Genomic DNA, 12,358 nt, shown 5'->3' on the forward strand with positions numbered 1-12,358 from the left:
AGCTGCAGATACTCCTCGCGACCTGGACCGGCGCCTGCCCCACCTGTCATCGCGACATGCCAGACCCCGCACCAACATGACCAAGCACTACTAGTCAGCCACCCCCGCACAGCGGGGGAACCTCACACTGCGCGAGGCTCTGTACCGGTGGCGAAGTACCGGCCGGTCATGAATGGCCCTGAACAGGCCATAGGGGCGGGCTGAGCCGATCGGTGTAGCTGCCGGGTGAGCGGGCCTGTCGTCGGCACGGGGTGGGCAGGGATGGGGGGAGGAGGTGTTTTCGAATGCCCAGCGGTGACGTGCTCGTCCTCGTCGATGAGGATGGCCGGGTGGTCGAGTGGAGGCGTCCGGCTGAGGAGTTGTTCGGGTGGTCCGCCGAGGAGGCGGTCGGCCGGTCCGTGACCGCGCTCGTGTGTCGGGTCGGCGCTGACCGGGATGATCGTGGGGACGGGTTCTCGGATGCGGCCACGGTACTGGTCAAACCCGTCATGCGAGGCGCCTCCGTGGTGTGGCAGGTACTCGCAGTGGGGGACACCGCGCCGGGGCAGGATGTGGCGATCCTGGAGGCCATGTTCACCCGGTCTCCGGTCGCACTGCACGTCCTGGACGACCAGCTGTGCGTGGTCCGGACGAGCACCGCCACGCGTGGGGTGCGCGACACGCCGGTGGGGAACGTGTTGGGTAAGCATTTCACCGAGGCGTGTGAACTCGAAGGCCCCGAGGTGGAAGCCGCTGTGGCGCAAGGGGTCCTCGACAGCGGAGAGCCGGCGCTGAACCGGCTTGTCCGGAGCGCCGAGGCACCGCGCCGGATCTACTCCGTCTCCTACTTCCGCCTGGAGGACTCCCGCGGCCTGGTGCTCGGAGTAGCGGTATCGGTGGCTGATGTCACCGAGCTGGAGAACGCACGCAACCGCCTGGCCCTCCTGGATACGGTCCGTACACGAGTGGGGCACTGGCTGAACGTGGGCATTGTCTGCCGGGAGCTGGTGGAGGCGGTGGTACCCGCCTTCGCAGGCAGTGCCATCGTCGAGGTGGTCGAAGACGTCCTCCGTGGGGAGGAGCCTCCGCCGCTGCCTGTTCACCGGGACGTTCCAATGCGCCGTACAGCCTTCCAGGGGGTCCCGGCCGACATGGTCGAGGAGGCGCGCGCTCTACCGGCGGGCAACCCCCTCGCGAGCGTGCTGTCCGACCTTCGACCGCGCCGTATCTCGATCGAGGAGGGCAGCTCGTGGGAGGCGGCCGACCCGGCCTGGGCCGGGGTCATCAGGCCGTCCGGTGCCCACTCCGTGATCGTGGCACCACTGGCCGTGCGGGGTCAGGCTCTGGGAGTGGTCAGTTTCTACCGCCACCAGCAGGAAGACCCCTTTGAGGAGGCGGATGTCACGGTGGCGTCCGCGGCGTGCGCGCACGCCGCGCTCTGCATCGACAATGCTCGTCGGTACATGCGCGAGTGGATCATCGCGTCGGCTGTCCAGCGCAGGCTGCTTCCCCAGCAACCGGTCATACAGACCACCGTGGAGATCTCCGAGCTGCACTTTTCCGGCCCGGAGGGCGGCGGCGCGTGGTCCGATGCGATCGCGCTTCCCGGTGCACGGACCGCTCTGATCGTCGGCGATGTGGTGGGGCGAGGCGTTGCCGCGGCCCTCACGACGGGACTTCTCCGGACAGCCACCCAAACGCTCGCCGCCCTGGATCTACAGCCGGACGAGCTGCTGGCTCGCTTGAGCGACACCGCAGCCCGTCTCGCCGCTGCGTACGCCGCACTGCCTCCCATGGACTCCCTGCACCGTGGGCCGCTCGCCGCCGGATGCGCCATCGCGATCTACGACCCGATCGAACTCACCTGCACCGTTGCCCGAGCCGGTTTCCCGGAGCCGGTCGTGATCCTTCCCGGCGGTACCTCGGCAAGCCTGTCCGTACCTTCAGGTCCCCTGCTCGCCGGACTGGACGGCGCCCCCTTCCCCGCGATCACTGCCGACCTTCCCGAAGGGAGTCTCCTGGCGTTGGGCACGGCCGCACTCGCCAACGAGGTCCTGGCGCCGTCCGGTCCGTTGCGACCCCTACTGGACGGTGTCGGAGGGAGACCCCTGCCGGACGTGCGCGATGCCATCGCGCACGCGCTCGCAGAAGATCACCGGACGGTCGACGACCGCACCGGCGAACCCTTGATGCTGCTCGCCCGCACCAAGGCGTTGCCCCACGACCGGGTACTGACCTGTGGCTTGCCCGCGGGTCCCGAGGCCGGACCGATCGCCCGCGCAGCAGCCCGCCGACAGTTGAACATCTGGAGGGTCGACGAGGAGACGGCGTTCACCGCTGAGCTCATCGTCAGCGAGCTCGTCGGCAATGCGGTTCGGTACGGCACTCCGCCCCTGCAACTGCGCCTGATCTGTGAGCGGATGCTGACCTGTGAGGTCAGCGACGCCGGTACCAGCGCACCGCACGTGAAACATGCTCGCACCATCGATGAGACCGGACGAGGGCTGTTCATCATCGCGAACCTCGCAACCCAGTGGGGTACTCGCTACCAGGAGCAGGGAAAAATCATCTGGGCGGAGCTGCCGTCAGGGGTGTCGACGACCTCTGACTGATTCCCAGTCACACGAGTCGCCCCCGCCTCGGCGGCTCACCCCGCCGGATGCCCGGGGCCGGCGAAGTCACTCGGCCGCGGTGCCTCGGGTGCGTTGATAGTGACGCCTGGCCTTCATCCGGTTGCCGCAGACTGCCATCGAGCACCAGCGGGCCTTGTTGGTCTTGCTGCGATCGAGGAGGAAGAGACGGCACTCCGGGTTGGCGCACGGCCGCAGCCGGCCAGGCATCGTCTCTTGCAACGCACTCCACGCCATGACCGCATCCACTGCCATCCGGCGCTCGGCAGGTGCGTCCAGCTCCCACGAGACACCCATGGGGGAGAGGTGCGGGCGTGAGACGACGCGTTCCAGGAGTGGAGCCAGTGAGGTGACGGGCCGGCTGCCGCGCACCACGTCCTGAAGGGCATCGCGCGCCTGCGCGAGGTGCAGGTTTTCCTCCGCAGTGCCTCTGCCGCCGTGGGTCTGCTGCCAGGACCGGGCGGTTCCCGAATCGGCGAGCTGGTCCTGGATCGCGCCGTCGACCACCGGCGTGGAGTTGAGCAGCTCCAGCAGTGCGTCCTGCTGACCTCGGTCGGACATCACCCGCACCTCCTAACCGCTTCGCCTTGTATAGAAGGTTACATGTCCTCTTCCGCGCCAACCGTAATAGGTATTACGGAGGGTCACCGCGTTCGAAGCGTGCCGCTGGCCGCGCGGCTGCCGGTCACGGCGGGGCTGTGGCTGGGTGCCAATGTGCGCGTACTGCTGAGGCCCCGGGAGTGCTGCAACGCGAAGGGCTCGCCCGGTGGCAGCAGCCGGTCGGGTGGTCATCGCGTCGGGCGGCCGTGCCGGGAGGCTCCGATGGCCGACGCTCAGGCGTGGACGGAAGGTGGATGTGGGTCGGCATGTGTCGTGGATGGGTGGCGCCACCGTGGCAGTCGATCCAGAGGCTAACCATTAAAGTTGTCTTGACAGGTTAGGCATTGCATGTTCGACTGGATGTGTAACCATTGAAACTCAGTTGAAGGGTTAGATAGATGTCCTTCGCAGTCCACCACCGCACCGCCACCGTCCATGGGCTCGAAGTCTTCTACCGCGAGGCGGGCGACCCGGCGGCACCCACCGTGGTTCTCCTCCACGGCTTCCCGACGAGCTCGCACATGTTCCGCCACCTGATCCCGGCACTCGCCGACCGATACCGCGTCATCGCCCCCGACCACATCGGGTTCGGCCAGTCCGCGATGCCGACCCTGCAGGACTTCCCGTACACGTTCGACGCCCTCACCGAGGTCACCTCCGGCCTGCTGCAGCACCTGGGTATCGACCGGTTCGCGATGTACGTGCAGGACTACGGTGCCCCCATCGGCTGGAGGCTTGCACTCCGGGCCCCTGACAGCGTCACCGCGATCATCACGCAGAACGGCAACGCGTACGCAGAGGGTTTCGTCAAGCCTTTCTGGGACGGCGTCTTCGCCTACGCAGGAACCCCGGGGCCGGACACCGAGGCGCCTATGCGTGCCGCGCTGACCTCTGAGGTCACCCGCTGGCAGTACGTGAACGGAGTCACCGACCCGAGCCTGGTGAGCCCCGACAACTGGGTCCATGACCAGGCACTGCTGGACCGGCCCGGCAACGACGAGATCCAGCTCAAGCTGTTCCGCGACTATCCCACCAACGTGGATCTCTACCCTCGCGTCCACCAGTACTTCCGCGACTCCCAGGTTCCGCTGCTGGCCGTCTGGGGCGCCAACGACGAGATCTTCGGTCCCGACGGTGCCACGGCGTTCGGGCAGGACCTGCCCGATGCCGAGATCCATCTGTTCGAGTCCGGGCACTTCGCGCTGGAAAGCCACCTCGAGACCATCACCGAGCGCATCCGAGACTTCCTCGCCCGCGTCCTCGCCTGACCCGCTCGGGGTCGCGAAGGAACCATCGTGAGACAAGGCGCCCGGGTGCCCGCTGTTCCTGTATCCCCTGACCCTCGACAATCGCCCCCGGGGTACGGCCGCCGACCGGACCGCCCCGCTCCCGGAAGGAATCCGTCATGGGACTGTCCTGGCAGCAAGGCCCCCTTTCCGCCGGTGCGATCGGACGTTTCCTCACCCCGGACCCCCTGCCCCAGCGCCTCCTCTTCGCCGAGCGACTGCGCCGGCGCATGCGCGTGCAGTTCCACGACACTTCTGTCGCCGACAGTGAGAACGTCGTCCTGCTGCACGAGCCGGGCCGTTACCCCGTTGCGTACTTCCCCCGCGCAGACGTCGACGAGCAGGCCCTGGTCGCGAGCGACAAGGTCACCCACCACCAGGACCTGGGCGACATGGCCTGGTACGCGGTGCACGCCGGTGACCGGACCGCCGAACGCGCCGCATGGGAGTTCATCGCGCTACCCGGCCATGCCGCTGAACTACAGGGGCGAGTCGCCTTCGCGTGGCGTGCGATGGACGGATTCTACGAAGAGGACGAGCGCATCTTCGGCCACGCCGCCGACCCCTATCACCGCATCGACATCCGCAGGACCTCGCGCAGCCTGGAAGTCCGGTCCGGCGACACAGTGATCGCCCGCTCCGGGCATCCCGTCGTGCTTTTCGAGTCCGGATTCGCACCCCGCTGGTACGTGCCGCGCGCGGACATCGACGAGACCAGGCTGCACCCTGTCGAAGGCCGGACCTTCTGCCCCTACAAGGGGCTGTGCGACTACTACGACATCGGCGACGCGCACCGCGCCGCATGGTCGTACCGCGACGCCTACCGAGAGGTCGACCGCATCGGAGACATGGTGTCGTTCGAACCCGACCAGGTCGAGGTCCATCTCGACGGTAGGCGCCTGGACATCGAGCCCGGGCAGACGGTCATCGCCCACGGCATCGACCGCGGTCTTGACGTGGATGAGGTCAGGGCCCCCTGATCGCACCGGCTCTGTGACCAGTCCGTTCGCGCAAGTCGCGAAGACCGTATCCCTATCCCGCAAGGAAATTGGCCCGGACGGGGATGTGCTTGTCCGTGCCCGTCCGTAGTCAATTCGGCAAGCCGCGTCGAGCCTGCGTGCCGGTCGCGCCTGGTCGTGCCGCGGGCGGTGGCGGGGCGTGCGGCCGTCGGGGTGGTGGACTCCGGCGCGCGGCTCATCGCCCTGACCGGTCGGCCCTACGGAAGGACTCTGAAGAGCGGATCCGATGCAACGCGAAGCGCATGCCCCTCGCTCCTACTGCTGGAGCTCCATGACGTCGGCGACCACGCAGCTGACGTTGTCGGGGCCGCCAGAACCGTTGGCGAGATCGATGAGCTCGCGTACGGCCCTCTCGGGCTCGCTCCTCTCGGAGAGCACTCGGCGTATCTCTTCGGTGGAGACCACGGTCGACAGACCGTCGGAGCAGAGCAGGTAGCGATCCCCCGGCCGGGCATCATGCAGGCGCATGTCGGGGGTGGCATCGGCACCATGGCCCAGGGCTCGCGTCAACATCGACCGCTGGGGGTGCGAGGCGGCTTCGGCGGGGGTGAGGCGTCCTTCGTCGATCATCGACTGCACCACGGTGTGGTCGTGCGTCATCCGGAACAGTTCTCCGTCCCGCAGGAAGTAGACGCGTGAGTCACCGATGTGAACGAGGGCCAGCTGCGATCCGGTCCAGAGCATCGCGGTGAGTGTCGTCCCGGCCTCTTCGGGTGAGGAGCTGCTCCCGGCGACGCTGTGGACGGCCTGCTTGGCCTGTTCCATGGCGTCTTCGAGGACGTTGAGGAGATTGCCCGCCGGGATGCCGCCGGTTTCGAGGTGCTTGAGCGCGTCGACGGCGGCCGCACTTGCGGGGGCCCCTGCGTCGCCGCAGCCGTCGGCCACGGCGAGCAGGCGGGAGCCGGCGTAGGCGGTGTCCTGGTTCTTCTCACGGACGAGGCCTGTGTCGGAAAGAGCGGCGTAACGGATTCCGAGGGGCTTGACGGTCGCAGACATGGCAGGGTCCTCCCAGGTCAGGTGGTTGATGAGGAAGGTGGCCAGCTCCCGCCGTGCGGCGTTGCGGGCTTCGACCTGGGCCCAGTACGCGCGGATCTCCTGGGCCGCCGGACCCGCATCCATCGCGCATACGTGGTGGATGCGGGTGAGGGGCATCCCCAGGCGTCGGAGCCAGGCGACCAGCCGGGCCCGGTCCAGTTGTTCCGGTGCGTAGAAGCGGTAACCGTTCACCGGGTCGACACGAGCGGGGGTCAGCAGGCCGAGCTCGTCGTAAAGACGCAGTGCCTTCGGCGACAGCCGGGACGCCTTCGCGAACGCCCCGATGGTCAGCAATCCCATGCTCGTTCCTCCTCATGCCGAGCGCATCGCCCGGCTCCACCGATGCTGCGGCTTCCCCCAAGGGGAAGGTCAACCGTCGAGAGGGGCCTTCGCTTCGAACACCCACGTGTGGTCGGTAGTGGTGGGTCGGAGCAGTTCCAGGCGGGGGTGTCGTTGATCAGCCTGCGCTCGGCCGCAGCGGTCGACCGAGTTTCCGGCCTCGGGGCGGCAGAAGCGCAAGAACGGCCCGTTGGGCTTCTGGCAGGTCTCCTCGCCCCGCGGTCCCTGATCATTCCACAATCTTGATCCGCTTTCGGGGCGTGGTGCCATGCTTCGTCCACGCGGTGTTCGCCATCAGCCGATGCGGTGGCAATCACGTGGGCGCGGCGGCAAGATGTTCGCATGGAGCCGATCTTCGTTCTCGTGCACAGTCCGTCGGTGGGCCCCTCCACCTGGCACCCAGTGGCCGAACAACTCGCCGCAGCGGGGCATCAGGTGCGAGTGCCGTCCTTGTTGCACGTGAGCGCGGGCGAACCACCGTTCTGGCCCCGGATCACCGATGCCGTACGTGACGACCTCGGGAAGATCCCGACGAATCAGCCACTTGTGCTGGTGGTGCACAGCAACGCGGGCCTGTTCCTCCCGTCGATCCGCTCGGGACTTGAACATCGGGTGGTCGGCTCGGTCTTCGTCGACGCCGCGCTGCCGGCCCGGAGTGGATCGACACTCGTCGCCTCACCCGAACTGTTGGAGTTCCTCCGTCCCATGGCGGTGAACGGCATGCTGCCGCGCTGGACCGACTGGTGGGACGAATCCGATATCGCGCCCATGTTCTCGGATCCGGCGATGCGGCAGAAGATTGTCGCTGAGCAGCCCACGTTGCCGCTGTCCTACTACGAGCAGCGCATCCCCGTACCCGACGGCTGGGATGACCAGCCCTGTTCCTACCTGTTGTTCGGTCCGCCCTACGACGACATCGCCGCGGACGCACGCGAACGCGGCTGGCGAACCGCACACCTGCCCGGTGCGCATCTGCACCAGATCATCGACCCCGTCGGCACCGCCCGGCACATTCTCGAACTCACCGCCGGTGAAGTCTGAAAGCCACGACACGGCGACCACCTGCTCGACCAAGTACGCCTACGTCCACCTCGGCCTCGATAGAGGACCGAGCCCGCCTCGACACGGACTGTCGTCAGAGCTCAGGGTCGGAATCGTAGGTGACGCAGTTCGCTTGCCATCGGCTGAACGCATCACTGATGTCCTTGATCGAGCAGCACCCGATTCCCTGTCCATGTCTCACTGGCCCAGGGTGCTGCGGGTCGACACTCAGATCGAAACCGTGCAGATACCTGCAGGGCTGTCAGGACCAGAGGATCCTCGGGGTCACTGGGGCCTTCCACCCAGGGAGCCGCCCAGTCATGGACAGCCTCGCGGCTCTGGTCGCCCGAGAGCAGCGCCTGCCAGTGAGCCGATATCTCTACGCGGCTGGGTGGCGGCACCGGCGGACCGCCGGTCGGCGCTGGCTGAGCGGGCGAGGTGGGGAGTGGTGGTGCCTCAGTGCTGGATCAGGCCGCCGACCGCGATGGGAGCGACGTGGCCGGTTGCCGGAACGGTCCGCGCGAGGGCAAGTCCGATGTCGACCAGCGATGATCGGCGGAGGCCGGCGACCTCGGGGATCGGAGTCCAGACCGACTCGACGGTTTCGCCGTTCGGCTCAGGCCGGAGACGGCCGCCGGTGATACGGACCTGGTAGAAGACGCCGACATTCTGGTGTTCGACCCCGGCACGCGCGACGGTCGTGGGGATCACCCTCGAGTCCACGCCCAGTAGGCGTTCGACCACCGCGTCGCAGCCGGTCTCCTCAGCCACCTCCCGGATGACCGTGTCGAACGGATCCTCGGCGTGCTCGACCCTGCCGCCCGGAAGTGTCCAGTTTTTTGACCTGTGATGGGCGAGCAGCACCCGTCCGTCCTTGATGCACACGGCGTACGCCGCAAGCCGGAAACTTCCTCGCTTCGGCTCGCCTGCCATCGTTTCGCCTGTACCGCCGGTCTCTTGGCTCATCGGATCATCCTGACCCACTCCAAGTCGGTATTCGCGAGCGAAGCGGCAGTTGTTTACACGGGGGACGGCGACCACCACGAAAGTACCGAGAATTCCTCAGCGGCTCTGAGACAGGACCTCTTCCGTGGCCTCGAACATCCGAACCCACCGATGCATGCCAAGACTACGGGCCAAGTGGAGTGCTTTCCCGGTCGTGGTCGCCGCGACGTCGCAGCCGTCCTGATCCGGAGTGTTCCTCGGGGCGGCAGGCACCTGCCGCCCCAGAGCACAGTGCGGCTACCCGAGTTCGATACTGAGCTGGAAAACAGTTCCCGGAAGCCCAGCGCGAGCGCGACCCGTCGAGAGGAAGGCACCCTGGCCCGCCACTGGGGCAGCAGACCGGCCGCAAGAGCACGCGCCACCGTCGCCGAGCCTGTTATCCGGGCCAGCCCTCGGCCTCGCCACGCGCGCTGAGCGTCAGCGCGGTGTGGAAGCCGTTGGCCACCGGCATGGTGAAGACGTCTGAGTTCGGGCAGTCGGCGCCGATCGCCACCCGGGTGGGCGCGGCAGGACCTACCAGGTGTCGTCGATCGTCCAGCCGGCGCTGGTGAGGGACTCGCCCGCGCTGCGCTCGGCGTGGGCGAAACGGCCCACTCCATGCAGATGGAACGCCCGAACCTCGGCTTGCGCCCCGGACAGACCGAGCGGGGAGGTCCGGACTCGACAGGCTGGTGCGCAGTCGGGAAGGACTGCAGGTGCACGCTCGTCACCTGGACGAACCACGGTCAACTGGGCCGTATCCGGGTCCCGTTGGGCAGCTCGCTGTGCTCGCTCCGCCTGTCGGCGCGCCTGGTCGAGCTGCACTGCCGAAAGCCCAACGGATCCGGAGCGCGAGGCCGCGGCCCGGGTGTTCGTGCCGGGCGGCGGCCTCCGCCCGCAGCGAACCGGAGGTGCAGGAGGGGCCGAGGCCGGACGAGAGGCGGGCTGCGCCGCTGTCGACGCCGAGGCGAGCCGCGCGGGGCGGCGGCCGACGCATCCAGGTGACCAGTGCGCCAGTTATGCCGACGGACCTGCCGCTGGGGCGTTGTGGCAAGATCTGCGGGCATGGGGACTGCACAAGAGGATCGGCCCGTCGCCCTGGTCAGCGGGTCCACGTCGGGGATCGGAGAGGCCGTCGCGCGGAGGCTGGCGGCGGACGGGATGAGGGTCGTCGTGCACTCGCGACGTAGTACGGAGGCTGGGGAGACGCTGGCGGCGGAGCTCGGCGGGGCTTACGTGCGGGCGGATCTGGCCGTGGAGGAAGAGGCCCGGGGGCTGGTCGAGGCGGCGCTCGACCGGTACGGCCGGCTGGACGTGCTGGTGAACAACGCGGGCATCAGCTGGCCGATCCCGCACGACGACCTGGCCGCGGCAACACCGGCGGACTGGCGGCGGCTGCTGGAGGTCAACTTGATCGCGCCATGGGTTCTGTGCACGGCGGCACTCCCGGCGCTGCGTCAATCCCCTGCGGGCGGCAGCATCGTGAACGTCACCAGCCACGCCGGAGTGCGCCCCAAGGGCTCGTCGGTGCCGTACGCGGCGAGCAAGGCCGCGCTGAATCATGTGACCCGGTTGCTCGCCGCCGCGCTCGGGCCCGAGGTTCGGGTAAACGCGGTGGCACCGGGGCTGGTTGACACGCCGATGACGAGGGACTGGGCGCAGGCGCACGAGCTGTGGCGGGACCGCGCGCCTATGCGCCGCCCGGCCCAGCCTGCTGACGTGGCCGACCTGGTGGCGTCGGTGCTCGCCAGCACCTATCTCACCGGCGAGGTCATTGTGCTCGATGGCGGGCTGAATCTCACCTGAAGCCCAGCCGACCGTGACGTGCTCTCACAGCCCTCTCGCCACCGCCGACATCGCCTGGTCGCAGCGGCCAGGACTCGCTCTGCCCGAGGCGTGGGAAAAGGGCATGGATGACGCCCTCGACGCGGCCGTCGCCGACATTCCCGACACCGCGCCCCTACGCTCCCTTCTCGCCGGTATCGGTCCGACCACGGTTCGAAGGTGCGCTACGAACCCGCAGAACGCGAATCTCGCCCGAGGTATCCGCGAGTGATCGATCGCCGATCAATGCCGGTGGATCCCTTGACGCCAGCCCGTACCGGGCAGCCGGCCGCATCGGGAACGACTGCGTGTTCTCCCCTGCAACTGGCTCACCCGCAATATCACCCGGCAACCCGACCATGTCGGCCCCGGCCGGCTGCCGACCCTCTCGTCCGCTGCTTTCCCGACTGCCGGCCGGTCCTCGCCTCTTCGACGCCTGCGGGCTCTACCCGGTTAGGCCCGATCCTGAGCAGTGGCGGCTCGGCTATCTCTTCGGGCGGATCCAGGTCCGGGCGAGTTCTGTGACCCAGGTGGTGGCCGCGTCGGGGGTGGGCGGGGGTGCGCCGACGATCACGAGTTCGGTGATGCCTGCCGCTTCGAGTGCGGGGAGGTGTTCCGGCGTGGCGTCGCTCACCGCGACGGCGATGGTGAGTTCGTCAAAGGCGCGGCCGTGGCGGGCGCACTCGTCGGCGAGGACGGCGATGTGTGCCGGGACGTCGGCTGTCGGGATGTTGAAGCCGTACCAGCCGTCGGTGAGCGTGGCCGCGCGGCGTAGCGCGACGTCGCTGTTGCCGCCGATCACGACGGGGAGGTGGCCGCCGCGCAGCGGCTTGGGGTTGACCCGGATCGCTTCGAAGCGGATGAACTCTCCTGTGAAGGAGGCCGGGTCCTGGCTCCAGAGGGTGCGCATTGCGGCGAGGTACTCTTCGGTGCGCCGCCCGCGCTTGGCGAAGGGGACTCCGAGCGCTGCGAATTCCTCGGCCGACCAGCCGGTCCCGACTCCGAGGCTGAAACGCCCGGCGGAGAGCACGTCGAGTGAGGCGGCCTGTTTGGCGACCAGGACCGGGTTGTGCTCGGGCAGCAGGAGTACGCCGGAGGCGAGCTCGATGCGGCTGGTGACCGCCGCCGCGAAGGTCAGGGCCAGCATCGGGTCCAGCCAGTCCGCGTCAGCGGGCACGGCGATCCGGCCGTCTGCGGAGTAGGGATAGCGGGAGACGGGCGCGTCCACGAGCACCACGTGCTCGCCGCACCAGAGCCTTGCGAAGCCGTGCGTCTCCGCTGCTGTGGCCACCGAACGGATCACCTCGGGACGGGCTCCGTCACCGATACCGAGTGCGTGCAAACCCACTCGCATTTTCCACCTCCGGGCGTCACCTTAAGTGCGAGGCGCGGGCGTGATGTGGCGCGCCGCGCGTGGAGGCGGACGCTGCGGGAGCGCGACCTGGCGGCGGGGGAGACAGGGAAGCGGGCCCGTGAGGAGAAGCTCCCCAGGCTCGAGTCCAGGCGATGATTCGACTGGGTGAAGCCGCCGCCGGTGCCATGTGGGTCAGTCGTCTGCCGCCATCCCGAACCACCGGCATCGGAGTATGCGGCTGGTGCTGCATACCCCACCGGATGCCGG

11 protein-coding genes are annotated in these 12,358 nt (G+C 68.3%); 6 read left to right on the top strand and 5 right to left on the bottom strand.

Translation table 11 applies throughout. The features are described from left to right. Positions 1-284: 284 nt before the first annotated feature. Positions 285-2,591 (top strand): SpoIIE family protein phosphatase, encoded by a 2,307-nt coding sequence (locus tag ACFVXE_RS24635; protein WP_389674159.1) that lies wholly within the window; start codon positions 285-287, stop codon positions 2,589-2,591. 66 nt (positions 2,592-2,657) lie between these two features. On the opposite strand, the gene ACFVXE_RS24640 is transcribed toward ACFVXE_RS24635, so the two are convergent. Beyond that, positions 2,658-3,170: a CGNR zinc finger domain-containing protein gene (locus tag ACFVXE_RS24640; RefSeq protein ID WP_389674161.1), complete on the bottom strand. Its 513-nt coding sequence runs from the start codon at positions 3,168-3,170 to the stop codon at positions 2,658-2,660. A 437-nt stretch (positions 3,171-3,607) separates the two neighbouring features. Here ACFVXE_RS24640 and ACFVXE_RS24645 point away from each other — a divergent pair, with 437 nt between their 5' ends. Continuing rightward, entirely contained in the window at positions 3,608-4,477 is an 870-nt protein-coding gene (locus tag ACFVXE_RS24645) for an alpha/beta fold hydrolase (RefSeq protein ID WP_389674163.1), read from the top strand. Between the two features lie 137 nt (positions 4,478-4,614). Beyond that, entirely contained in the window at positions 4,615-5,475 is an 861-nt protein-coding gene (locus tag ACFVXE_RS24650; protein ID WP_389674165.1) for a DUF427 domain-containing protein, read from the top strand. 294 nt (positions 5,476-5,769) lie between these two features. Here ACFVXE_RS24650 and ACFVXE_RS24655 read toward each other — a convergent pair whose 3' ends face one another. Further along, positions 5,770-6,849, bottom strand: coding sequence for a protein phosphatase 2C domain-containing protein (locus tag ACFVXE_RS24655; protein ID WP_389674167.1), 1,080 nt, complete (start codon positions 6,847-6,849; stop codon positions 5,770-5,772). Between the two features lie 381 nt (positions 6,850-7,230). Between ACFVXE_RS24655 and ACFVXE_RS24660 the strand changes: the two genes are divergently transcribed. Further along, positions 7,231-7,929, top strand: a complete 699-nt coding sequence (locus ACFVXE_RS24660) for an alpha/beta fold hydrolase (RefSeq protein WP_389674169.1) — start codon at positions 7,231-7,233, stop codon at positions 7,927-7,929. 456 nt (positions 7,930-8,385) lie between these two features. On the opposite strand, the gene ACFVXE_RS24665 is transcribed toward ACFVXE_RS24660, so the two are convergent. Both ACFVXE_RS24665 and ACFVXE_RS24670 read right to left on the bottom strand, forming a co-directional pair. Next, a complete protein-coding gene (locus ACFVXE_RS24665) occupies positions 8,386-8,862 on the bottom strand; it encodes an NUDIX hydrolase (protein WP_389674276.1) in 477 nt (158 codons plus the stop codon). A gap of 86 nt (positions 8,863-8,948) precedes the next feature. Further along, positions 8,949-9,533 carry a GNAT family N-acetyltransferase gene (locus ACFVXE_RS24670; RefSeq protein WP_389674170.1) on the bottom strand — a complete coding sequence of 195 codons (585 nt, stop codon included), beginning with the start codon at positions 9,531-9,533 and terminating at the stop codon, positions 8,949-8,951. A gap of 445 nt (positions 9,534-9,978) precedes the next feature. Here ACFVXE_RS24670 and ACFVXE_RS24675 point away from each other — a divergent pair, with 445 nt between their 5' ends. Continuing rightward, positions 9,979-10,719: an SDR family NAD(P)-dependent oxidoreductase gene (locus ACFVXE_RS24675; RefSeq protein WP_389674172.1), complete on the top strand. Its 741-nt coding sequence runs from the start codon at positions 9,979-9,981 to the stop codon at positions 10,717-10,719. Between the two features lie 13 nt (positions 10,720-10,732). Continuing rightward, positions 10,733-10,969: a hypothetical protein gene (locus ACFVXE_RS24680; RefSeq protein ID WP_389674174.1), complete on the top strand. Its 237-nt coding sequence runs from the start codon at positions 10,733-10,735 to the stop codon at positions 10,967-10,969. Positions 10,970-11,221: 252 nt separating this feature from the next. Here ACFVXE_RS24680 and ACFVXE_RS24685 read toward each other — a convergent pair whose 3' ends face one another. Next, a complete protein-coding gene (locus ACFVXE_RS24685; protein WP_389674176.1) occupies positions 11,222-12,091 on the bottom strand; it encodes an LLM class F420-dependent oxidoreductase in 870 nt (289 codons plus the stop codon). Positions 12,092-12,358 lie beyond the last annotated feature (267 nt).

This window comes from Streptomyces sp. NPDC058231, assembly GCF_042882275.1.
In the GTDB taxonomy this organism is placed as follows: domain Bacteria; phylum Actinomycetota; class Actinomycetes; order Streptomycetales; family Streptomycetaceae; genus Streptomyces.

Excerpts from the sequence above, each read along its gene's own strand:
- ACFVXE_RS24635 (WP_389674159.1), top strand. The coding sequence starts at position 285 with ATGCCCAGCGGTGACGTGCTCGTCCTCGTCGATGAGGATGGCCGGGTG.
- ACFVXE_RS24640 (WP_389674161.1), bottom strand. The coding sequence starts at position 3,170 with ATGTCCGACCGAGGTCAGCAGGACGCACTGCTGGAGCTGCTCAACTCC.
- ACFVXE_RS24645 (WP_389674163.1), top strand. The coding sequence starts at position 3,608 with ATGTCCTTCGCAGTCCACCACCGCACCGCCACCGTCCATGGGCTCGAA.
- ACFVXE_RS24650 (WP_389674165.1), top strand. The coding sequence starts at position 4,615 with ATGGGACTGTCCTGGCAGCAAGGCCCCCTTTCCGCCGGTGCGATCGGA.
- ACFVXE_RS24655 (WP_389674167.1), bottom strand. The coding sequence starts at position 6,849 with ATGGGATTGCTGACCATCGGGGCGTTCGCGAAGGCGTCCCGGCTGTCG.
- ACFVXE_RS24660 (WP_389674169.1), top strand. The coding sequence starts at position 7,231 with ATGGAGCCGATCTTCGTTCTCGTGCACAGTCCGTCGGTGGGCCCCTCC.
- ACFVXE_RS24665 (WP_389674276.1), bottom strand. The coding sequence starts at position 8,862 with ATGGCAGGCGAGCCGAAGCGAGGAAGTTTCCGGCTTGCGGCGTACGCC.
- ACFVXE_RS24670 (WP_389674170.1), bottom strand. The coding sequence starts at position 9,533 with ATGGAGTGGGCCGTTTCGCCCACGCCGAGCGCAGCGCGGGCGAGTCCC.
- ACFVXE_RS24675 (WP_389674172.1), top strand. The coding sequence starts at position 9,979 with ATGGGGACTGCACAAGAGGATCGGCCCGTCGCCCTGGTCAGCGGGTCC.
- ACFVXE_RS24685 (WP_389674176.1), bottom strand. The coding sequence starts at position 12,091 with ATGCGAGTGGGTTTGCACGCACTCGGTATCGGTGACGGAGCCCGTCCC.